This is a genomic window from Bacillota bacterium (assembly GCA_033549065.1).
In the GTDB taxonomy this organism is placed as follows: Bacteria; Bacillota; Dethiobacteria; order DTU022; family DTU022; genus JAWSUE01.
This window is the reverse complement of sequence record JAWSUE010000003.1, coordinates 1-22,753: the sequence shown is the minus strand read 5'-3', so window position 1 is coordinate 22,753 and position 22,753 is coordinate 1. Positions and strand designations below refer to the sequence as shown.

At 48.2% G+C, this 22,753-nt stretch carries 15 protein-coding genes and 1 tRNA gene; 11 read left to right on the top strand and 5 right to left on the bottom strand.

What is annotated here, in order from left to right; all coding sequences use genetic code 11:
* Positions 1-5 precede the first annotated feature (5 nt).
* The 9 genes from gcvPA to rpoD all read left to right on the top strand — a co-directional run bounded on the left by gcvPA (position 6) and on the right by rpoD (position 15,307).
* Entirely contained in the window at positions 6-1,424 is a 1,419-nt protein-coding gene (gene gcvPA / locus SCJ97_02370; protein MDW7738889.1) for an aminomethyl-transferring glycine dehydrogenase subunit GcvPA, read from the top strand.
* Entirely contained in the window at positions 1,424-2,992 is a 1,569-nt protein-coding gene (gene gcvPB, locus SCJ97_02365) for an aminomethyl-transferring glycine dehydrogenase subunit GcvPB (GenBank protein ID MDW7738888.1), read from the top strand. The genes gcvPA and gcvPB overlap by 1 nt, the downstream gene beginning before the upstream one ends.
* A 365-nt stretch (positions 2,993-3,357) precedes the next feature.
* On the top strand, positions 3,358-4,242 hold the full coding sequence (glyQ, locus tag SCJ97_02360; GenBank protein ID MDW7738887.1) for a glycine--tRNA ligase subunit alpha: 885 nt from the start codon (positions 3,358-3,360) through the stop codon (positions 4,240-4,242).
* The gene (gene glyS / locus SCJ97_02355; protein ID MDW7738886.1) at positions 4,239-6,317 is read left to right on the top strand and encodes a glycine--tRNA ligase subunit beta; all 2,079 of its coding nucleotides are present in this window, start codon (positions 4,239-4,241) and stop codon (positions 6,315-6,317) included. Before glyQ ends, glyS begins: the two co-directional genes overlap by 4 nt.
* A gap of 107 nt (positions 6,318-6,424) precedes the next feature.
* Complete coding sequence (locus SCJ97_02350) at positions 6,425-7,246, top strand: pyruvate, water dikinase regulatory protein (protein ID MDW7738885.1); 822 nt, start codon at positions 6,425-6,427, stop codon at positions 7,244-7,246.
* The gene (gene ppdK / locus SCJ97_02345) at positions 7,246-9,888 is read left to right on the top strand and encodes a pyruvate, phosphate dikinase (protein MDW7738884.1); all 2,643 of its coding nucleotides are present in this window, start codon (positions 7,246-7,248) and stop codon (positions 9,886-9,888) included. Before SCJ97_02350 ends, ppdK begins: the two co-directional genes overlap by 1 nt.
* A 129-nt stretch (positions 9,889-10,017) precedes the next feature.
* On the top strand, positions 10,018-12,081 hold the full coding sequence (locus SCJ97_02340) for an FAD-dependent oxidoreductase (protein MDW7738883.1): 2,064 nt from the start codon (positions 10,018-10,020) through the stop codon (positions 12,079-12,081).
* Positions 12,082-12,363: 282 nt separating this feature from the next.
* Positions 12,364-14,199: a DNA primase gene (dnaG, locus tag SCJ97_02335; protein MDW7738882.1), complete on the top strand. Its 1,836-nt coding sequence runs from the start codon at positions 12,364-12,366 to the stop codon at positions 14,197-14,199.
* On the top strand, positions 14,192-15,307 hold the full coding sequence (gene rpoD / locus SCJ97_02330) for an RNA polymerase sigma factor RpoD (protein ID MDW7738881.1): 1,116 nt from the start codon (positions 14,192-14,194) through the stop codon (positions 15,305-15,307). Before dnaG ends, rpoD begins: the two co-directional genes overlap by 8 nt.
* A gap of 56 nt (positions 15,308-15,363) precedes the next feature.
* Here rpoD and ilvD read toward each other — a convergent pair whose 3' ends face one another.
* The 3 genes from ilvD to SCJ97_02315 are packed head-to-tail and all read right to left on the bottom strand — an operon-like array spanning position 15,364 to position 19,946.
* A complete protein-coding gene (gene ilvD, locus SCJ97_02325; GenBank protein MDW7738880.1) occupies positions 15,364-17,043 on the bottom strand; it encodes a dihydroxy-acid dehydratase in 1,680 nt (559 codons plus the stop codon).
* A complete protein-coding gene (locus tag SCJ97_02320; GenBank protein MDW7738879.1) occupies positions 17,036-18,133 on the bottom strand; it encodes a Gfo/Idh/MocA family oxidoreductase in 1,098 nt (365 codons plus the stop codon). Before SCJ97_02320 ends, ilvD begins: the two co-directional genes overlap by 8 nt.
* Positions 18,134-18,149: 16 nt before the next feature.
* Positions 18,150-19,946, bottom strand: coding sequence for a thiamine pyrophosphate-binding protein (locus SCJ97_02315; protein ID MDW7738878.1), 1,797 nt, complete (start codon positions 19,944-19,946; stop codon positions 18,150-18,152).
* A 208-nt stretch (positions 19,947-20,154) separates the two neighbouring features.
* On the opposite strand from SCJ97_02315, the gene SCJ97_02310 reads away from it, so the two are divergent.
* Together SCJ97_02310 and SCJ97_02305 are read left to right on the top strand one after the other, a co-directional pair.
* Positions 20,155-21,525: a glycoside-pentoside-hexuronide (GPH):cation symporter gene (locus SCJ97_02310; GenBank protein ID MDW7738877.1), complete on the top strand. Its 1,371-nt coding sequence runs from the start codon at positions 20,155-20,157 to the stop codon at positions 21,523-21,525.
* A gap of 50 nt (positions 21,526-21,575) precedes the next feature.
* Positions 21,576-21,650 (top strand) — tRNA-Asn (locus tag SCJ97_02305).
* Positions 21,651-21,707: 57 nt separating this feature from the next.
* Here the strand turns inward: SCJ97_02305 and SCJ97_02300 are convergent.
* Complete coding sequence (locus tag SCJ97_02300) at positions 21,708-22,388, bottom strand: hypothetical protein (GenBank protein ID MDW7738876.1); 681 nt, start codon at positions 22,386-22,388, stop codon at positions 21,708-21,710.
* Between the two features lie 119 nt (positions 22,389-22,507).
* A partial coding sequence (locus SCJ97_02295; protein ID MDW7738875.1) for a hypothetical protein occupies positions 22,508-22,753 on the bottom strand: 246 nt, incomplete at its 5' end.

The following is a 22,753-nucleotide window of genomic DNA, read 5'->3' as shown; positions in this document are numbered from 1 at the left end:
ACGGTTTGGAAATTAAACCCGGCTCAAAAAGTCATCCTTACATGCCGACCAGTGTGCCTGCTACAAGGGATGAGATGCTTGAAACCCTTGGCCTGGAAAAACTGGAAGATTTAATAAAAGTTATTCCGGAAGCTCTTATCTATAAAGGTCATTTGGACATACCCGGGCCTTTAAATGCAGAAGCAGACCTGAAACAGCACGTTGACGGTATACTTGATAAAAATATTTCCTGCTCGAATTATTTAAGTTTTTTGGGGGCCGGATGCTACCGGCATTATGTCCCTGCAGTCTGCGACGAAATTAACAGCAGGTCCGAGTTTTTGACTGCCTATGTTGGTGATACCTACTCTGATCATGGCAAATTTCAGGCTTTCTTTGAATTTTGCAGTATGATGGCCGAACTGCTAGATATGGACGTGGTTAGTTACCCAACATTTGACGGCGGCCAGGCGGTATGTTCTGCATTAAGGATGGCCATGAGGATAACCGGAAAGCGGGAATTGCTCTTGCCGCGGACCATGAATCCTGAAATACTCTCCCAGGCCGTTGATTACTGTGGAAAAGATGCTGTAATTAAACTGGTTAACTATGATTCTGAAACAGGACAGCTCGACATTGAGGATCTGGAAAGAAATGCAACTGATCAAACAGCAGCAGTATTTTTCGAAAACCCTTCTTATCTCGGTTTTCTGGAAGAGAAGGGCAGGGAAATAATTAATATTGCCCATAAAAAAAATGCCTTAAGTATAGTTTACACCGATCCGATTTCACTTGGAATTCTGGAGCCTCCTTCTTCTTATGGAGCCGATCTGGTATGTGGCGATATTCAACCTTTAGGTATTCATATGCACTTTGGCGGCGGTTGTGCCGGTTTTATTGCTTCCCGTGACGAAGAACGCATTATCAACGAATATCCCACCTACCTGATCGGGCTTGCGGAGACCAAAAATGGTCGGGGTTTCGGTTGGGGCCGGGCCCTTAACTGGCGTACTTCTCATGGCAGCAGGGAGAAGGGTAAAGAATATATGGGAACGGCAGCAGGCCTCTGGGCGATTACAGCTGCTGTTTACCTTGCTTTGATGGGGCCGCAGGGAATGAAAGAAATCGGAGAGACAATCATCAGCCGGACATACTATGCAAAAGAGTTTCTTGCCAGTATCGGTGGAATCAATACCACATCCTTCAAGTCATTATCTTTCAAAGAATTTCCTGTTAATTTTGATTCCACCGGTTTGAGTGTAAAGGAGATCAATACCAGACTACTTGAGTATGAAATTTTTGGAGGAAAAGATCTTTCATCTGAATTTCCTGAATTGGGTCAGACAGCACTTTATTGTATAACTGAGATGATCACCGAAACGGATATCAAGAAACTGGCCGAAGCCCTGAAGTCTATTGTTACCCGGAACAGGGGGAAGGCCTGATGAAAAACACCGATAGAAGCAAGAGGTTGAGAGCTTACCATGCAGCCATGTGGGATGAACCGATAATAATGGAGATGGGCTCTCCCGGGGAGCGCGGTATTCTGGTACCCGAAGCGGAACCCGGGGTTAAAGAATTTGTCGGGGATCCTTCAGGACTTATACCGACCGGGTTAAGACGAAAAAAATCACCTGCTTTGCCTGAGCTGGGGCAGATGCAGGTGTTGAGACATTATTTGCGGCTTTCACAGGAAACAATCGGGGCCGATCTGGCTATCGATTTCGGCCAGGGAACCTGCACTATGAAGTACAGCCCCAAAGCACATGAAACATTTGTCCGCAATCATAAGTTAGCCGAACTGCATCCATACCAGGATGATCGGACCCTACAGGGAATTTTGGAATTAACCCATAGTTTGGAATCATACCTGAAAGAGCTATCTGGTATGGATAAGTTTTCCTTCCAGGCAGGGTCAGGCTCTCAGGCGATCTATGCCAATGCCGCAGTGATCAGGGCCTATCACCGGGAAAAAGGGGAAAACTCCAGAGACGAGGTTATCACAACCATTCTATCTCATCCCGGTAATGCCGGGGCTGCCAGTACAGCAGGATATAAAGTAATTACTCTTATGCCGGATGAAAGCGGTTTACCCGACCTGGAAGCGCTTAAGGCCTCGGTTTCAGGTAAAACTGCGGCACTTTTCATTACAAACCCCGAAGATACAGGCATATTTAATGAACGGATCAGAGAATACACCGATCTGGTTCATTCGGCTGGGGGGCTCTGCTGTTATGACCATGCCAATGCAAACGGCCTGATGGGAATTGTCAGAGCCAGGGATATGGGTTTTGATTTATGTCATTACAACCTGCATAAGTCTTTCTCATCACCTCACGGCAGCCATGGGCCGGGTGCCGGCGCACAGGGAGTGGTTGATAAACTGGCAAAATTCCTCCCTCTCCCGACCGTTGAATTTGACGGCGAAAAATACTTCCTCGACTATAACCGGCCGGATTCTATCGGGAAACTGAGAAAGTTTCATGGGGTTCCTCCCGTTTTCGTCAGGGCTTATGCTTTCATCAGAAGCCTTGGTGCTGATGGTTTGAAAATGGCAGCGCTGCTTTCAATCTTGAATAACAACTACCTGTTGGCGAAGCTGCTTGATATTCCGGGCCTTAGCTGTCCCATGGGTGAGGGCCGGCAGAGAATAGAGCAGGCCAGGTTAAGCTGGATCGATCTGAAGGATAAAACCGGGGTGGGAACTGATGATATTAATCGCCGCATTCTGGACTATGGCCTGCAAACATATTTCACGAGTCATCATCCGCGAATCATTCCTGAGCCATTCACCCCCGAGCCGCCTGAGTCGTATTCGAAAGATGACCTGGATGAGTACGCCGCAATCATCAGACAGGTTGCGGGCGAAGCCTGTAACAATCCAGATCTGGTTCTTAATGCACCCCATAATTGCCCAATTGGCCAGATTGATCCGGATCCTCTGGTTAATGCTGAGAAGTTTGCTTCAACCTGGAGAGCCTACAGGAAAAATCAGGGAAAACCCAAAAATTAGATATTGATCATACTGAAACAGGGATCGTTTTGCTAAAGCCCGAGTGAAACTTGACAAAAAAGCAGGCTGTTGTTAGTATGCTTATAATTGAATAGAGTATCTACGATGAAGGAAAGAAGTAACCGGAAGTGACCTTTGCACAGCGAGCCGGGGAGAGTGTAAGCCCGGCAGAAGGCCCGGTGAATGGCGTTCCCGAGTTATTTACAAGTGAGAGGATCCTGATTAATGAGGATCAAGTAGGGTGGAACCGCGGGAATACCTCCCGTCCCTATGGCAGAAACAGCCGGGGGCAGGAGGTTTTTTGATATCCAAAATGGCCTTTATAGAAATCAGCAGAATAATTGGCATGAAGTGGAGGAAATGCGATGGATCTACAAACGATTATGATCAAACTTCAGGAGTTCTGGGCTTCGAGAGGGTGCCTGATCTGGCAGCCCTATGATGTGGAAAAAGGGGCGGGGACAATGAACCCGGCAACCTTTCTTAAATCAATGGGTCCCGAACCCTGGTCTGTTGCCTATGTTGAACCATCAAGGCGTCCGGCAGATGGAAGGTACGGAGAAAACCCCAACAGGTTATACCAGCACCTCCAATACCAGGTAATAATCAAACCGGCGCCACCGGACATTCAACAGCAGTATCTGGACAGTCTGGCCTATTTAGGCCTTGATCCGCTGGAGCATGATATCCGCTTTGTTGAAGATAACTGGGAAGCGCCTACCCTGGGAGCCTGGGGCCTGGGCTGGGAAATATGGCTGGACGGGATGGAGATAACCCAGTTTACCTATTTCCAACAGGTTGGCGGGTTCGATGTTGAGCAGGTTCCGGTTGAACTGACTTACGGCCTGGAAAGAATAGCGATGTATTTACAGGATTGCGATAATGTTTTTGATCTTATCTGGACCGGCAATATTACCTATGGAGAGGTTTTTCAACGGGTGGAATGGGAACAGTCGAGCTACAGCTTTGATTATGCAGATCGCGATCTGCTCTTTAAATTATTTTCAGATTATGAAGCTGAAGCAAAGAGGCTGCTCGAGTTGAACCTGGTTTACCCCGCTTACGATTATATATTGAAATGTTCTCATACATTTAACAACCTTGACGCCAGGGGTGCGATCGGTGTAAGTGAGAGAGCGGCATATATCGGCCGGGTGAGAACGCTGGCCAGGATGTGTGCAGAGTGCTATCTTAAACAACGTGAAGATGCGGGCTACCCGCTGCTGGCCAAAGGAGGAATGACGAAATGACAAAAACAGCCGACCTTTTATTTGAAATAGGCTGCGAAGAGATTCCATCCCGTTTTATGGCCGGTGCTCTTGAACAGCTTAAGACTGAAGCGGCAGCGCTGCTTGCAGATAATCGCCTGGAACATGGGGATATCGAGACCTGGGGCACCCCGCGAAGACTGGTTATGGTAGTCGGAAATCTCGAAACGGCACAGCCTGATCTGGTTGAAACTGTCAAGGGGCCACCTTTAGACAGGGCTTATGATGAAGATGGCAAACCGACAAAAGCGCTCACCGGCTTTATGCAGGGTCAGGGTGTTTCCATTGATCAGGTTGGGGAAGAGGTTATAAAAAATGCCCGCTATGTAGTAATTCAAAAAGAAATTGCCGGCCGGCCTACAGCCAACCTACTAACCCTGCTGCTGCCCAGGTTGATTCAAAAACTAAATTTTCCACGGCCCATGTACTGGCAAGGTAAAGATATTCGGTTTGCCCGTCCGATTCGCTGGCTTTTGGCGCTGTACGACAACCGGGAAATTCACTTTGAATATGCCGGAGTTACTTCCGGTAAATTCACATTAGGTCATCGTTTTCTGACAAAGGAACCTCTGAAGATTAACGATATAGAAAGCTATTTTAAAACCCTGGAAGAGAACTTCGTTGTGGTCAGCCAGGATAAACGACGTGAAATTATCCGTAAACAGCTTGAACAGAAAGCTGCCGAAAAAGGTGGAAAAGCCTTGATCGATCCCGATCTTCTGGAAGAGGTTATTCATCTGGTTGAATATCCGGTAGCCGTTGATGGCTATTTTGATGAAGCTTATCTCGATCTACCGCAGGAAGTGCTCATAACCACCATGCAGCATCATCAGAGGTATTTCCCCATTTTGGAAGAAGACGGTTCGGGTTTATTGCCCTATTTTGTTGGAATCAGCAATAATCGGTTTCATGAAAATATCAGGAAAGGTTATGCCAAGGTACTGCAGGCCAGGCTTGCTGATGCCCGCTTTTTCTTTAATGAAGACCGTAAACAGGCCCTGGAAGACTATGTGGAGCAGCTTTCCAGTGTAATATTTTTGGAGTCCCTGGGTACTCTCGATCAGAAGCGGGATCGTTTGGTACAGCTAACTGAAAAGCTCGGAAAAGCTTTGAGCCTTCCCCGGGATCAAATAGAAGCTGCCCAAAGAGCCGCTCATCTCTGCAAAGCAGATCTGGTAACCAGCCTGGTCAAGGAGTTTACCGAATTGCAGGGTGTAATGGGAAGGGAATATGCCCGATTGAGCGGTGAAACAGAAGAAGTAGCTGTGAGTATATATGAGCATTATCTTCCACGGTTCAGCGGTGATGATATACCAGCCGGCATGGTAGGAGCTCTGGTTTCGCTGGCTGATCGCATTGACACCCTGGCCGGATGCTTTGCCATCGGGATACAGCCTACAGGATCCCAGGACCCTTATGCCCTGAGGCGTCAGGCTCAGGGGGCAGTTTCAATCATGCTCGGCAAGAAATTAGATCTTTCTATTGCAGATTTCATCGGGATCGCTTTGAATAACCTGACCGGGACTTTGAATCTAACCCCGAAGCAGGTAGATGAAATCAGCGGAAACCTGACCGATTTTATTACTCAGCGGATCAGATTTGCCCTGCAGGAACAGGGTATTACTTTTGATGTCATTGAAGCAGTACTTGCAGTTCCCTTCAATTCAATTTACGAAATGTTTAACCGGGCAGTAGTTTTGGATGAATATGTTAAAGGTCCGCTGCTTGATGATGTTGTCATTGCCTATAATCGTGTTGCCAATCTGGCCGGAAAAACTTCCGGTGGAGTAATTAATGAGAATCTATTCGTTGATGATACGGAGAGAGAACTTTATCACAGCATGCTGGCTGTGGAAACAGCAATTGAAGGGAACGGGGATACTGCTCACAGTTTGGAAGAACTGCAGACTTTGAAACCGTCAATTGATAATTTGTTTGACAGCGTAATGATTATGGTCGAGGATAGGGCCATAAGGGACAACAGACTAAACCTGTTAGCGAGGATAAAAGCTCTATTCAACCGGGTTGCTGATTTTTCCCGGTTGCAAACTCCTTAATTCATTATTCAGGCAGGAAGAACGAAGGTTTATACAGTATAGTAAGCTTGTAATGTTAAATAACAGCAGGATTTGTTATTGATTTAAGGTGTGCGGGAGGTTTATGGATGAATTTTATTACTGACAAGCCGATTGTCTATATCGTATCGGACTCAATCGGTGATACCGCCGAGTTTGTAGTCAAAGCTGTTGCCAGCCAGTTTGATTCAGGTAAAGTGGAAATGCGCAGGGTCCCTTTTGTTGAGGATAAAAACCAGGTTTACCAGGTTATTAAGGATGCCGCCGAGAGCAATGCCATTGTTGCCTATACCCTGGTCGTTCCTGAACTACGGCAGGCTATGGAAGAAGAATCCAGACTTTATAATATCTGCACTGCGGATATTCTCGGTTCATTAATGAATGCTTTCAGTTGCATTACGGCGAAAGAACCGCGAAGTGAACCAGGACGGGTCAGAAAGCTTGATGAAGATTATTTCAAAAGAGTGGCCGCTGTGGAATTCGCCGTTAAACATGACGATGGCAAAGATCCACGGGGGCTGCTTCAGGCGGATGTTGTTTTGATCGGGATATCCCGAACATCAAAAACTCCGCTCAGCATGTATCTCGCCCACCAGAGAATAAAGGTTGCCAACCTGCCTCTTGTACCGGAGGTCGAGCCTCCGGAAGAACTCTTCTGGATTCCCAGCGATAAAATTATAGGCCTGATCATCAACCCCGATCAGCTCCAGCAGATCAGGCGGGAACGGCTCAAATCACTGGGGCTTGAGGATGACGCCAATTATGTTTCTGGTGAACGGATCGAGGAAGAGCTGGCATATGCCCAACGCATTATGAAAAAACTTGGCTGTACTGTTTTTGATGTTTCCAACAAAGCTGTTGAAGAAGTTGCCAACAGGATTATCCAGATTATCAGGGGAGGTCATAAATAATGAACAGCGGCAAATATGTTTATCCCTTTGCAGAGGGTAACAAATCGATGAAAAGTTTACTGGGCGGAAAAGGCGCCAATCTGGCCGAGATGGCCCGCATTGGTCTGCCCGTTCCGCCGGGATTTATTGTGACCACCGAAGCATGCAACCGCTACCTGAGTCTGGGGGATGGATTGTGGCCGGAGCTTGAGTCGGAAATAGAATCTAACCTTAAAGCTCTTGAGCATGGAACCGGGCGCACATTTGGAGGGAAAAAACCATTACTGCTATCTGTCCGTTCGGGAGCGGTGGTTTCCATGCCCGGTATGATGGATACTGTTCTCAATCTCGGGCTTACAACAGATACAGTTGAATATCTGGCCAGTGAAGCGGGAAACCGTCGATTTGCCCTTGACTGCTACCGTCGTTTTATCCAGATGTTTGCCGATGTAGTATTAAAAGTCGGCCACTACCAGTTTGAAAATGTTCTAACCAGGGTCAGGCACGAGAAAAATGTCCAGACCGATGCTGAACTGGATGAACGGGATCTTGAAAATGTTGTTAAAGAATTCCTGGTTATCGTCCGTAAGGAAACAGGCAGAGAATTTCCCACCGATCCAATGGAACAATTAATCATGGCAATTGAGGCTGTATTTAAATCCTGGAATACGGATCGGGCAGTAGTCTACCGCCAGGCACATAAAATACCTGAAACACTTGGAACCGCGGTAAATGTGCAGGTCATGGTTTTCGGTAACCTTGGTGAGGATAGCGGAACAGGTGTTGCTTTCACCAGGGATCCTTCAACCGGAGAAAATAAACTTTACGGCGAATATCTTCTGAACGCACAGGGGGAGGATGTCGTAGCCGGAATCAGAACGCCCCACCCATTGGATGAGTTGGAGCACGATTTGCCGGAAGTTTACAGGGAGTTTGTAGAGCACTGCCGGACGCTTGAACTGCATTACCGTGATATGCAGGATATTGAGTTTACCATTGAACAGGGTAAACTTTACATGCTGCAAACCAGGACCGGCAAGAGGACGGCCTCTTCGGCTGTCCGTATTGCAGTTGAAATGGTTAAAGAAGGTTTAATCACCAAGACGGAAGCCTTGCAGAGAATAGAACCGGCTCAACTGGAGCATCTGCTTCACTGGCGGATAGATCCCGATGCTGAGAAGAAAGTTATCGCCCGCGGACTGCCGGCCTCGCCGGGAGCTGCATCCGGAATTGTTGTTTTTGATGCAGACCGTGCGCAGGATATGGCTCAGGCAGGAAAGGATGTTCTGCTGGTCCGTCCAGAAACCACGCCTGATGATATACACGGAATTATTGCAGCCCGGGGTGTTCTGACCAGCAGGGGAGGCATGACCAGTCATGCTGCAGTTGTAGCCAGGGGAATGGGCAAACCATGTGTTTGCGGGTGTGAAGATTTAAAAATAGATATCAGCGGGGGACGCTTTACGGTTCAGGGAGTTGAATACAAAGAAGGAGTAATATTATCAATTGACGGCAGTACCGGCGAAGTTATCCTGGGCGAGGTTCCGCTTATTGAGCCCCGATTTACCGATGATTTTCACGAGCTTTTAAGGTGGGCCGATGAAATTCGCCGGTTGAAAGTCCGGGCGAATGCAGATAATCCGGAAGATGCCCGCCGGTCGGTTGAAATGGGAGCCCAGGGAATCGGCCTGTGCCGGACAGAGCACATGTTTATGGCCGCAGATCGAGTTCCGGTTGTCCAGAGAATGATTCTTTCCACAAATCTGGAAGAACGTGAAGCTGCGCTGGCCGAGTTACTGCCGATGCAAAAAGGTGATTTTAAAGGAATTCTCAGGGAAATGGCCGGATATCCGGTAACCATCCGGTTACTTGATCCACCCCTACACGAATTTTTACCGGATCGCGAAGAGCTTTTAATTGAAGTTGACCGGTTAAGAAGAGAAAACGGGGATGCCGGAGAGTTAAAGGCTAAAGAAGTATTGCTGCACAAAGTGCAGTCTTTATCCGAATTTAACCCCATGCTCGGTCACCGCGGCTGCAGGTTAGGGCTGGTCTATCCTGAGATATATCGTATGCAGATCAGGGCGATCTTCATGGCAGCTTTTGAACTGTTAAACGAAGGGATTTCCATCGACCAGCTGCAGCCGGAAATTATGATCCCCCTGGTCGGTCATCGTGAGGAAATGGATTTGATGAAAAAACTGGTTGATGAAACAGCCCGGACTCTTTTTGAAGAAATGGGAAGGCAGGTTCCCTACCTGGTCGGGACTATGATCGAGCTGCCCAGAGCCTGCCTCGTTGCCGATCATCTGGCAGAATCTGCTTCCTTCTTTTCCTTCGGAACCAATGATTTAACCCAGACTACACTCGGGTACAGCCGGGATGATTCGGAAGGCAAGTTTCTTCCATTTTACCTTCAGCACAAAATTTTAAAGGTAAATCCCTTTGCAGAAGTAGATCGGGAAGGCGTAGGCCAGTTAATAAAAATAGCCATAGAAAAGGGACGCAATTCCAGACCTAACCTGAAAGTCGGTATCTGTGGGGAGCATGGGGGGGATCCGGCATCAATTGAGTTTTTCAACACTGCCGGATTGGATTATGTCAGCTGCTCGCCATTCAGATTACCTGTTGCCAGGTTGGCAGCTGCACGGGCGACTCTGTAAAGGGTAAGTAAGTTTGAGGATTGAATAATAAGAAGATTCAATCTTGCAATTGTCAGTTGATATAAACAGGAGAACCATATTTTATGGCGAATAGTTGATCAGTTAAAATAGTTGCAAGGAGTGATCCAATTGACCCAGCATCATAACCATGATTTGGCTTCGCACAATATTCAACCACCCTGTCAGTCGGCCTGTCCGGTGCACCAGGGTTGTCGTGATTATTTGCTGGCTATCGCTACCGGAGATTTTGACCGTGCGCTGGCAATAATCAAAGAAACCAATCCACTGCCTTTTGTCTGCGGAACAATCTGTGCTCATCATTGTGAAGACGAATGCCGTCGCAATGATGTAGACAAACCACCTTCGATAAGGGCTTTAAAGAGATTTGCCGTTGAGTACGGGAAGGCTAAAGCCGCCCCGCCTGCAGATGGTGCAAAGATCAGTGGAAAAGTTGCGATTGTCGGAGCCGGTCCTGCCGGACTTACAGCTGCATATGATTTGGCCCGTCTTGGAGCAGATGTTACAGTATTTGACCGTGAAAATGCAGCCGGCGGGGCAGTAAGGCACTATATTCCGCTTTACCGTCTACCTGATGAAGCAGTCGACCAGGATATAGAAGAGATTGCAGAGCAGGGTGTAAAGTTTAAATTTGGAGTGGAGATGGGTAAAGATATTACCATCGAAAAACTGGAGAAAGAAGGCTACCAGGCGATTCTTCTGGCCATGGGTCTGCCGGTTAGCCGCGGATTGAACCTGCCCGGCGGAGAGGGTGAAGGGGTGCTTAATGCTTTGCCATTCCTGCAGCAGGTGAAAAGAGAAGGATTTAAATTCGAAGGCAGCCCCGAAGTTATTGTAATCGGTGGCGGTAATGTGGCAATGGACGTTGCCCGTTCCGCTGTCAGGGCAGGGGCAGGAAAAGTTAAACTGGCCTGCCTTGAATGTGATGAAGAAATGCCGGCTTTTGAATGGGAAATAGAAGAAGCAAAAGAAGAGGGTATTGAATTTAATACATCCTGGGGACCGAAGGCAATCGTCCGGGATAATGGGAAAATTACCGGTCTCGAAGTTGTTGAATGTACATGCGTTTTCGATGATCAGGGCCGGTTTAATCCAACCATGAATGAGGAATGCCAGGAAGTTATTTCAGGCGATTTAGTAATATTTGCCATCGGCCAGGGTGGAGATCCCGAACCGGTCCGCGGCGAAATTGATATTGATGAGCGCGGCAGGGTGGTTTTTAATGACTCCAGGATGACCACCAGCAGAGCCGGTGTATTCAGTTGTGGGGAAATGGTTATGGGACCGGGGACTGCAGTCCAGGCCATGGGGAACGGCAGGTTAGCCGCCCAGGCTATTGCCAGTTACCTGCAGGGAGTTCCATTTGACAAGGCCGATATCAACGAGATCCCGGAACTTGAAAAACTCGATCCGAAGGTTGCCGGAGAGGTCGGCAAAATTGATCGTTACCAGATTCCGATGATGACCCCTGAAGAAAGAGTTCGCCACTTCAAACAAGCCGAACTGGGCTATGATGTGGCAACAGCTATCAGTGAGGCTCGCCGCTGCCTGACCTGTGCGGCAGGAGCCTGCCAGGATGAAGAACTTTGTGTGCACTGCCTGACCTGCCTGCGCATCTGTCCATACGATGTGCCGGTGCTTAATGAAGAAGGGAAGGTAAGTGTCCGAAACGAACAGTGCCAGGCCTGTGGTTTATGTATGAGTGTCTGCCCTGTTTACGCGATCAAGTTCCATGCACCTTATGTTGAAGATGCTGTAAACTCTATCGAGCCTGCAGTACAGAAAGCGCTGGCAAAACGAAACGGCGAACCGGTGATGCTGGCCATTACCTGTGCCTACGGAGCCTTTGCCATGCCGGAATTTGTTAACAAGGAACATAAAAATACAGCGGTAGTCCGCTATCCCTGTGTTGGTAAACTTGATTCTGTACACATCCTAAAGGCTTTCGAATTGGGTGTTGACGGAGTAGTAGTAGTTGGATGCGGTGAGGATGACAAGAACAAGTGTCAGTACAAGGATATCACTTTCTGGACAGGGAAAAGGGTCGGCCACGCCTGTGATATGATGGAAGCACTAGGCATGGAAAGAGATAGAGTTTCCTATACCGAACTTGCCGGATCTGAAATTGAAAAGTTCGATCAAATCGTTGCTGAAGCTGCAGCGAAGATCAAATAATTTAAGAATATCTGTCAGACAAAAAAATACCATGTACCCCCCGGGACAATAAATTACGGGGGGTACTTTTTTGCCACCTTCCATTGAGTTCACTTGGCTGATTGTTGCAGGAATAAAAACTTAATTGTCGAATAGGTTACATTGGCCCGGGTTTATAGATAACCGAACCGGCCGGGGAACCGGGAGCACCTCGTCTCAGTCATAGAGATGGGGTTTTTATTACTTAACGGCGGTCAAATGCAGCTCAGGCATTGAAAATGAGCTTACCGGAGGAATTCTGCTATGCCACAGGGTATACCGGAAGAGATAATAGACGAGATTCGTCAGCATACCGACCTGGTCAACCTGACTGGAGAATATCTCAAACTTGAAAGAAGAGGTAAAAATATGGTCGGTCTTTGCCCCTTTCACAATGAAAAAACTCCTTCATTTACTGTATCTCCTGAAAAACAACTTTTTCACTGTTTCGGGTGCGGCGCTTCAGGAAATGTTTTCAGCCTGGTTATGCAGCTGGAAAACCTGAGTTTTCCGGAAGCAGCAAGATTCCTGGCAGACCGGGCCGGTGTGAAGATCCCTGAATACAGAAAAGAAAAGGCAGGAGAAGAGGATTTAAAGGAGAATATCTATAAACTTAATCAGCTGGCGGCCCGTTTTTTTGCTTACTGCCTTACTAAAACCAAATCTGGCAGTAAAGCACTGGGTTATTTACAAAAAAGAGGGATAAACGCCCAGTCTGCCGAAACATTTAAACTGGGATATGCCCCGGCTGATTGGACCGGATTTTTTAATTTTGCCCATAAAAAGGGTATACCGGCAGACCTGATGGTCAAAGCCGGGCTGGTTTCTCCGGGCAAGGATAAAGGATATTATGACCGCTTCAGGGACAGGCTGATCTTTCCCATTTTTAATATAAGCGGTAAAGTTGCCGGTTTCGGTGGCCGCTCCCTGAATGAAAATGAAAATAGCGGACCCAAATATCTCAATTCACCGGAAACCCCGGTATTTAACAAAGGTTCAATGCTTTACGGGTTGAATCTATCCAGAGAGGCTATTCGCCGGGAGAAGAAAGCAGTGGTCATGGAGGGCTATACCGACGTGATTACCGCTTATCAGGAAGGAATTGAAAATGTAGTTGCTTCACTGGGCACAGCGCTAACGGCTGAACAGGGCAGAATTCTTCGACACCAGGCGGAGACTGTAATTACAGCTTACGATTCAGATACAGCCGGTGAGGCGGCAACCTGGAGAGGTCTAAGTATACTGCAGAAAACAGGCTGCCTGGTTCATGTAGCTGAACTACCGGAGGGAAGCGATCCCGACAGCTATATCAAAGAATACGGCAAAGAAGCTTTTCTCACATTGGTGGATAAGGCTACACCATTAATGGAATACCGGCTCCTGCAGCTTAAAAAGCAATTTGATCTAACTTCCGACCGGGGAAGATTGGACTATACGGAAGAGTTAATGTCTTTTCTTCTGGCGGCTGTTAACCAGGTTGAGCAGGATTTTTATCTTAAACGGGCTGCTGAAGAACTTGCAATTGATGAAGATGCGCTGCGCAGGGAGCTAAAGATAAGACGCAAAAAAACCGGGCGGGCAGCTGATTCGGAACAGACTGATTTTTTGGCGGCCGGTCCCGCTATAACGGTTAGAAGAGCTGAAAAAATATTAATATCTTTAATGCTTCAGAGCAAGGATATTGCCGAAAAAGGGCGAAATAACTTAGAACCTGAATATTTTGAAGATAAACGTATCAGAGAAGTGATTGAATCAATCTGGGCGCTTGCTGAAGAAGACTTAAGCCTGAGTACTGAAAAGCTGCTAAATCGCTTTGAAGATTCTCAGGTAGTTAAAATGGTTACAGAAGCTGTAACCGATCCTGAGTTGCAGGATCTGCAGCCCAAGATCGCGAAGCGTATGGCTGAAGATTGTATGAATGAAATTCGTCAGTCCTGGCTGAAAAGTCAAAAAAGGGACATTCAGAAAAAGTTGAAAGAACTGGAAACCTCGGGAACTGAAGAAGAAATTAAGGAATTTATGAATAAATATCAGCACCTTTTACTCAGCAAAGACGGAAGCCCTGACCGTCCTGGAAAAGGAGGGGATTTCGATGGCTAAAGATGTAGAAAAAACAATTTCACTGGAAGATGCACAGCATGAGCTGTTTGAGCGTGGTAAGAGCAAGGGTTCAATCAGTTACAAGGAGATCATTGATACCTTGCAGCCTTACGAACTCTCTGTAGAAGCTCTTGATATTTTCTATGATAAATTAGTGCAGGAAGGAATCGACATTACCGATGATTCCGTATCCGATGTTCAGGATGCAGATCATGATAGTGATACAGAAGGTGATTCGAAAACGGAGAGCGCAGATCTCCTTACGGCTCCCGAAGGGGTCGCTGTTAATGATCCCGTTCGTATGTACCTGAAGGAAATCGGTAAAATTCCGCTTTTAACTCCAGAAGAAGAAGTCGAGCTGGCCCAGGCTATTGAACATAACAGCGACGAGGCAAGGAGAAGGCTGGCCGAGGCAAATCTGAGGCTGGTTGTCAGCATTGCCAAGAAATATGTCGGTCGGGGCATGCTGTTCCTGGATCTGATCCAGGAAGGCAACCTTGGACTGATCAAGGCTGTTGAAAAGTTCGATTATCGAAAAGGATATAAATTCAGCACCTATGCAACCTGGTGGATACGTCAGGCAATTACCAGGGCTATTGCTGATCAGGCCAGAACAATCCGGATCCCGGTTCATATGGTGGAAACGATCAACAAACTGATCAGGATTTCGCGCCAGCTTGTTCAGGAACTGGGCCGCGAGCCGCTTCCCGAAGAAATTGCCCAGGAAATGAATATCAGCGAAGAACGGGTTCGGGAAATTCTGAAAATTGCCCAGGAGCCGGTTTCACTGGAAACTCCCATCGGGGAAGAAGATGACAGCCATCTCGGAGATTTTATAGAAGACCATGAAGCTCAGGCCCCGGCCGATGCTGCTGCCTTTGAACTGCTCAAGGAACAGCTCGAAGATGTGCTCGATACTCTTTCAGCCCGGGAGGAAAAAGTTCTTCGCCTGCGGTTCGGTCTGGATGACGGAAGGTCCCGTACACTCGAGGAAGTAGGACAGTACTTTGGTGTAACCAGGGAGAGGATTCGCCAAATCGAAGCTAAAGCTCTCCGGAAACTGCGGCACCCGATGCGCAGTAAAAGGCTTCGTGATTATCTCGAATAAGCAGTTTATGATTCTGTAAACTAAATGCGGCAGGCTGTTAAGAAAGCCTGCCGTTTTTAGTTCAGGATAGCTCCCTCAGAAGCAGAACCGGCCAGGTTGCCGTAACGGGTCAGGATTCCCCGGGAAATATTTTTATCAGGTGCAGAGGGTTTTCTATCTTTCAGGATCTTTTGATCTACCAGGATAGAAATTTCACGTTTTTTCAGGTCAATGCGGATTAAATCTCCATCACGAACCAGGGCAATCGGCCCTCCTGAAGCAGCCTCGGGGGTAACATGACCGATACAGAGACCGCGTGTAGAACCGGAAAAGCGACCGTCGGTGACTACCGCTGTACCACTCTTCATTCCGCTCAGCAGAGCGCTTAACATGTGTATCTCCCGCATTCCTGGTCCACCCCGGGGGCCTTCATAGCGTAAGACGACGATCGAACCGCTCTCTATTTTATTCGCCAATGCCTTTTCAATTGCATCTTCAAGACAATCAAAGGTCTGTGCCCTGCCTTCAAAGATCTCCTGGTCCATTTTTACAGCAGCTTTTTTAAGAACTGCGCCCTCCGGGGCAAGGTTGCCGTAAAGAACTGTTAAACCGCCGCTGGGGTGAATCGGATCGGAGAGGGGATGGATCACTTTCCCGGTTTTTAGCATGGAACGATCTTTTTTCCAGTCCCCGACCATTTCATTAACAGATTTGCCCAGGACATTCTTAACTGACCCATCGGGTAAGCAGGTCTTCAGTTCTGCCAGCAAAGCCTGAACTCCGCCTTCATGGTAAAATTCGGATACGGGGTAATTACCACCGGGAAGCAGGTCACATAAATGGGGTATTAGATCGGATATATGATCAAAGTCTTTTAGCTTCAATTCAATGTTTCCCTCGGCTGCCAGGGCAAGCAGGTGTAGAATACTGTTTGTTGAGCCACCCAGGGCCATATCAACTGCAATGGCATTCAACAGGGCGCTGCGGTTGATAATCTGCCTGGTCGTAATCCCCCGGTTAACCAATTCGACGATTTGCTCACCACTGCTTCTGGCAAGACGAAGTTTACAAGCGCTGCGGGCGGGAGCTGCTCCCATTCCGGGTAAGGTTATCCCCATCGCTTCCGCCAGGTAAGACATGGTATTTGCTGTACCCAGCATGGCACAGCTTCCTGCTCCGGGTATTGCTGCTTCTTCAACCGCTGCAAGTTCTTCAGCAGAAATTTTTCCCGAAGCAGCCGCACCGGCAAGTTCACGCATACTGCTTAAGGTTAAGCTGTGATGACTGCCGCACCGGCCTTCTGTCATGCAGCCTGCAGTGACCATGATAGTCGGGATGTCCAGCCTCAGGGCTGCCATCAACTGGCCGGGAACAATCTTATCGCATCCGCATAGGAGAACCAGACCGTCCAGGCAGTGAGCGCGGGTCATGATCTCGACAGTATCGGCAATATTTTCACGGCTGGGAAGGGAATAGTTCATGCCTGCATGCCCTTGGGCCAGCCCGTCGCAGACAGCACAGGTGTGGAATTCGCGGGCAATGCCGCCGCCGGCGGCAATTCCCTCACGGATTACAGCGGAAAGTTCGTTTAAATGCATATGCCCGGGAACCAGGTCGGTTTGTGAATTGGCAATACCGATCAACGGTTTCCCGAAATCGCTGCGGTTCATTCCCAGACCGAGAAGTAAAGCCCGATGCGCGGTTCTTTCCAGTCCTTCGGTTAGTTCATTGCTGATCTTTTTCCCTTTATCAGTCATCTGCTTGATCCACCTTTCCCGGAGCCGGTGAATCGAGATAAACTGTCTGGCCCGAAGAGGCTGAATTCCCGGCGGCAAGGGTCATAGCCAGGGCATCCCTGCCCTCTTTACCCGAGAGCCTTGGTTGCCGGCCTTCCATAATAGAATCGATCATATCCCTGGTAGCTGCCTTAAAACTCTCTTCCCAGCCGGCCGGGATATGCTCATATGATGTAGTAATTCCTTCTGCATAAAGCTCGACCGGGGGACGGTTCTGCAGCTGTCCGGTACAGCGGTTAACAAAAATTATCCCTCTGGTTCCCGTAATTTCCAGTCTGCTTTCGTCTGCATAGTAGTTGCTGTCAATTATAAGCTCGGGTGCCATCACAACATCCATCAACCCGATAGTGCTCTTATTTTTATATTTCCAGATCACCGCCGCTGGGGTATCCACGGTCAGTCCGCTGTCTTGGATAACTTCGGTCTCTCCGGTCCAGGCTGCTATTTTCTCAACCGGTCCGAGCAAAAAGAGGGCCAGTGAAAAGTTATGGTAATTGTGATCAAACATTACCGGGCAACCGCCGCCTGTTTTTGGGTTAAAACGCCACTGCCAGGAATCGATTGGAATATCCCAGGCATTGGGGCTAAAGCCGCAGCGAACGCGCAGGTTAAAAGAAAGCGGATCACCGATTGCTCCTTCCATGATTAAATCACGGGCTTTAACATATGGAGGATAATAGACAAAGTTTTCATAGATGCGGAGGGTAATCCTGTTTTTTTCGGCAGCTTCAATAATCCTGTCTGCTTCTTCCAGGCTCATGGCCATCGGCTTCTGCAGCGAAACATGCTTGCCCGCTTTAGCTGCCTCTACTGCCATCTCGCAGTGGAGGTGATGGGGAGTTAAAATTTCAACCAGGGTAATTGCCGGGTCAGCCAGAGCTTCCGCATAGCTCGGGTATACTTTTTCTGCCTTCCATTGATTAGATTTATTTTCCGCTTTTTCGGTATCCGGATCGAATAGTCCGTAAATCTTTGCATCCGGGTTATTTTCGTAGCCCAGGGCATGCAGATCGGAGATCCTGCCGCATCCGGCAAAAAGCACATTGATCATAGTTTCCTCTCCTCAATCAGCGATACAGCCGTTCTTCACGGCGGGCATTCAAATAATTCTTTCTTTGTTCCACGAGGTATTCGGGTACCGGTACATCCCACCAGCCGGCTGCCTTTCCGCCGGACCAGGGATATTCGCGGTTCACTGTGACCTCGATCAGCCAGGGGCCACCTTCGGCTATTGCTCTTCTAACAGCCGGTTCAACCTCACCGGGTTCCGATACATTAACCGCCGGAATGCTAAAAGCGCTGGCCATTGCGGTAAGATCGGGAGAAACACTGTCTCCTTTTCGATTGGTAAACTCGGTGGCATAACGCCGGGCTTCTCCGTAAACATCAGTCTGGAGATCCCGGATCGATAAAAAGCCGTTGTTGTTGAGAACTACTATAACCACTCCCAGGTCGTACTGTCTTGCCGTGGCCAGTTCCTGGGCGGTCATCAGAAAATCACCATCTCCGACCAGGGCTATAACTGCTTCCTCAGGTTTGGCCAGTTTTACACCGAATGCTGCGGGCAGTGAAAAGCCCATTGTTGAGAAACCGCCGGTTGTGACCAGAGTGCCCGGCTCATAGAAAGGAAATTCCTGCAGAACCTGGGCCTGGCTGTGCCCGGAGGATGTAACCAGGTATCCGCTGCGTGGAAGGGCAGAACGGATCTCCTTCAGAGCGCCGGATACAGTAATCGGAGAAGCAGTTATGTTAAATTCTGCCAGCTCTTTGAACCAGAGTTCACGGGTCTTGGCTATTTCAGCCGCATAAGGTGTGTCAAGCATATTTTTATCCGGTTTCCCCAACTCGTCAACCAGAGCTTCCAGAATCAAACGGGCATCACCGCAGAGGCCGATTTCCACTGGGTAATTCTTGCCGATTTCTGTTCCATCGACATCAATGTGAATCAACCTGGCCGGCGGTATTTTAAAACTGATCCCGTGACGGTAAGATGATGTCGTTTCATCAGCGAAACGACAGCCAACTGCAAGGACTACATCAGCACTGGCAGCCAGCGCATTACCGCAGGATGTTCCTTTGGAACCGGCATGCCAGGCATAAAGGGGATGATCTTCCGGGACGGAACTTTTCCCGGCCATGGTGGTGATCATGGCCGCGCCAATTCTCTCGGCAAGTTTTACCAGCGCTCCGGATGCGCCTGCGCGGAGGACACCGCCACCGGCCAGAATAAGCGGCCGTTTTGCTTCAAGCAGCAGTTTGGCCGCTTCATAAATTTCCAGGCCGGGCGGTCCGGCCGGTCCGGGAAAAGTAAAAGTGAGAGCTTCCGGATCAATTTCCATCCCATCTGCCTGAACATCCATCGGCAAAGCGATAACTGCCGGTCCGGGCCGCCCGGTATGGATAGCTCTAAAAGAACGGTTAAGGGCGTGGGGAAGCTGGTCAACCCGGGTAATCAGCTGTGAATATTTTGTTAGCGGGGCCAGCGCGCTTAATGAATCGGCGGCCCGGCGTCGTTCAATCTCCTGGAGGACGCCCCGGCCGAACATATAAGTATGGGTCTCACCGATCAGCGCCAGCAGCGCTGTGGAATCAACGAAAGAGGTAGCCAGTCCGACAGCCAGGTTAAGAGCACCCGGACCGATCGATGTAAACGCAGCAGCCGGTCTGCCGGTTACGCGAAAATAACCATCGGCCATATGGGCTGCACTTTGCTCGTGACGGACCATGTACAGGGGCAATTCATCTCTATTTTTATAAAAAGCATCGACAAGAGCCAGACAACCGTGACCGGGAATTCCGGCCACCCAGGGAACTCCGGTTTGAATCAAAGCCCGGGCAATTAACTCACCGCCTGTTAAACGCACTACGCCAACCTCCTCACAGGTTCTGCCACAACCTATAAACTAAAACCATAATTTAACAATTGATCATCTATTTCGCTTCAGATCAATAAAATCCTGCAACTGCAGGGGTAAAATTGTATTGACAAATTACGCCCTGTAAGATTAACTGGCTGCAGAGGTATTTCAGAAACATAAGTAAATAATTTTGATAAAGAAAGCAGGTGCAATATTGCCCGACAATGTTGAGAGAGTCGAAATTTTCAGCGGCAAACTTCCACTAAAGACAAAACTCGGTTTTGGAATATGTGATTTAGGCGGAAATCTTTTCTTCACAATGATGGGATTTTACCTGCTCTTCTTCATGACTGATATAGTCGGGTTGGCTGCAGGCCTGGCGGGGACTGCCCTGATGATCGGGAAAGTGTGGGACGCGGTTACCGATCCTGCAGTAGGTTACCTGTCAGACCGGACCAGAACACGCTGGGGCAGGAGGCGTCCGTACATGTTTGTCGGCTCTTTCCTGCTATTCCTGATGATGATTCTCATGTTCAGCAAACCCGGCTATATCAACCAGTGGACCCTCTTCGCCTGGGCTGCCGTGATGTACTGCCTGCTTTGCACCGCCTATACACTGGTCAATATCCCCTATGGAGCGCTCACTCCGGAACTTACAACCGACTATAACGAACGGACTGTCCTCAATGCTTTCAGGATGAGCAGCGCAGTTGTCGGCACGCTGGTCGGAGCCGGCCTGGTCCTTCCGCTGGTCGGCTTAACCGGTGAGGTGGTTTCAGGCTGGAGGCTGATGGGCGCTGTAATGGGAGCGATAATGATGGTTACTGCTCTGATCACTGTTTTTTCAGTAAGGGAACCGGTTCACAGAGAAGCGCCAACCAAACAAAATATTTTCAGATCCTATGCCGAAGTTCTCGGCATGAAAACATTTCTGACCTGCCTGATCCCCTGGACCCTGCATATAACCGGGATAACGATTATCCAGGGAGCTCTGCTCTATTACTATGTCTATCTGTACGGTAATGAGACCGGTTTTCAGTTGGCCCTGGTCTCACTGCTTATCAGTTCCATGATTTTCATCCCCGTGTGGACGCACATCTCAAAAAGTTTGGGTAAAAAGAAGAGCTATAACAGCGGCATGTTTATCATGGCTCTTGCCGTATTGCTTTTCTTCCTCATCGGCCACCGGATTCCGATGGAATTTTCGTATATAATCATGGCTGTAGCTGGTGTAGGGTTTGCCACCCAGTATGTAATGCCCTATGCCATAGTACCCGATGTTGTTGAGTATGATTATGCCGAAAAAGGTATAAGAAGGGAAGGTGTCTTTTACGGTTTATGGACATTTACCAGCAAGGTGGGGCAGGCCTTTGCCATCGCCCTGAGCGGCTGGACACTCAGCGCATTCGGCTATATTCCCGATGTGCCCCAGACTGAGTTGTCACTGCTCGGAATCAGGCTTCTCTGCGGTCCCATACCGATCCTGTTCTTCATAACCGGTATCATTATTCTTTCTTTTTATCCGATTTCAAAAGAAAAGTATGACGAGATTCTGCAGAAGATCGCGGCCAGAGATTCAAAATAGTCCTTGACGGGCCAATTTGCATTCAGTATAATACTAATGCTGGTTTAGATTCCTCAGTAGCTCAACGGCAGAGCGGCCGGCTGTTAACCGGTAGGTTGCAGGTTCGAATCCTGCCTGGGGAGCCAAAAAAATAAGGCAGAACATCCAAATGGAGTTCTGCCTCACTTTTTATCTAAATGGTTCTATCCAGCCTGCTTCTCTTTTCTCCAGTCACAGCGGTTTCGTTTGGAACAGAAATCGCAGGGGACAACGCTGGTGCCCAGTTCTTTCCCTCTGGGTATAACAAAGGTAACTGATTTCCTGGGGATCATCAGGCAGCTTTCAGTTAGCCTTACCCCGATCTCTTCACCAGGCAGGATTTCAAAAACCTGGCGCTGCTGTTCGAGGGGCCAGCCTTCCTGGCCGGGTTGGGCTCTCATACCCAATGATAGCTTCAATTCACAGGTTTCGGCACTGATAATATCTTCAACCGTTTCTGATACCTTCCGGACAGCAGAAATACCGGCACCATCAAGAGCGATAGCCAGAACGGGATTTTCATTCATCATCTCTTCAACTTTCAGTTCCAAATCTTCTCCGATAGTACATAGGCCAATATACAGGTGTTTAGCGCCGGCCATAGCTCTTGCTACCAATGATCCTTCGAAGCTTCCTCCTTCAAAGGTAACCTTCTGATGTTCAAAATCAGAAACTCTGGCCAGTATATACATGGCTGCCGGTTTAAGAAGGCTTTCCGCTGTTTCAATTACCGATTCTGCCGTTTCGATCAACCGATCAGATGCCCGGTCCGGATCTATGCCCTGACCCTTCAGAACATCTTCAGTCGTAAGCCTGAAATCAAATTTGTTTACCACTTTATACATCAAGTCAGCCTCCTCTTAAATAAGCCCTAAAAAATATTGTAACCTTAATCAATGTTCCGTGTAAACCCATATAAAAATCTTACCCTAAGCGGATGGCTCACTCATATAAGGATCTTACCCTAAGAAAGAGAAAGAGCTGGTTCTTTATCAAGGTTAAGATCAATAGTAAAGCCGTGAAGCTCTGCAGCCAGAAGGCTCTCGATTTGGCGATGGAGAGCAAGTGGATTTAAGCTCTGATACTGATCTAGGAGATTAATTTTCATCTTATCAGTTAACACATCCTTTTCGAGCAATCGCTGTAATGGTGTTTTAGCAATATCGTAGCGTTTTTTTACTTTAGCTCCCAGACGTTCTTTGAAAACGAC

What these genes read in the sequence shown, in the direction of transcription:
- SCJ97_02320 (MDW7738879.1), bottom strand. Translation starts at nt 18,133, where the DNA reads ATGATCAATGTGCTTTTTGCCGGATGCGGCAGGATCTCCGATCTGCAT.
- ppdK (MDW7738884.1), top strand. Translation starts at nt 7,246, where the DNA reads ATGAACAGCGGCAAATATGTTTATCCCTTTGCAGAGGGTAACAAATCG.
- gcvPB (MDW7738888.1), top strand. Translation starts at nt 1,424, where the DNA reads ATGAAAAACACCGATAGAAGCAAGAGGTTGAGAGCTTACCATGCAGCC.
- glyQ (MDW7738887.1), top strand. Translation starts at nt 3,358, where the DNA reads ATGGATCTACAAACGATTATGATCAAACTTCAGGAGTTCTGGGCTTCG.
- rpoD (MDW7738881.1), top strand. Translation starts at nt 14,192, where the DNA reads ATGGCTAAAGATGTAGAAAAAACAATTTCACTGGAAGATGCACAGCAT.
- SCJ97_02350 (MDW7738885.1), top strand. Translation starts at nt 6,425, where the DNA reads ATGAATTTTATTACTGACAAGCCGATTGTCTATATCGTATCGGACTCA.
- glyS (MDW7738886.1), top strand. Translation starts at nt 4,239, where the DNA reads ATGACAAAAACAGCCGACCTTTTATTTGAAATAGGCTGCGAAGAGATT.
- SCJ97_02300 (MDW7738876.1), bottom strand. Translation starts at nt 22,388, where the DNA reads ATGTATAAAGTGGTAAACAAATTTGATTTCAGGCTTACGACTGAAGAT.
- ilvD (MDW7738880.1), bottom strand. Translation starts at nt 17,043, where the DNA reads ATGACTGATAAAGGGAAAAAGATCAGCAATGAACTAACCGAAGGACTG.
- dnaG (MDW7738882.1), top strand. Translation starts at nt 12,364, where the DNA reads ATGCCACAGGGTATACCGGAAGAGATAATAGACGAGATTCGTCAGCAT.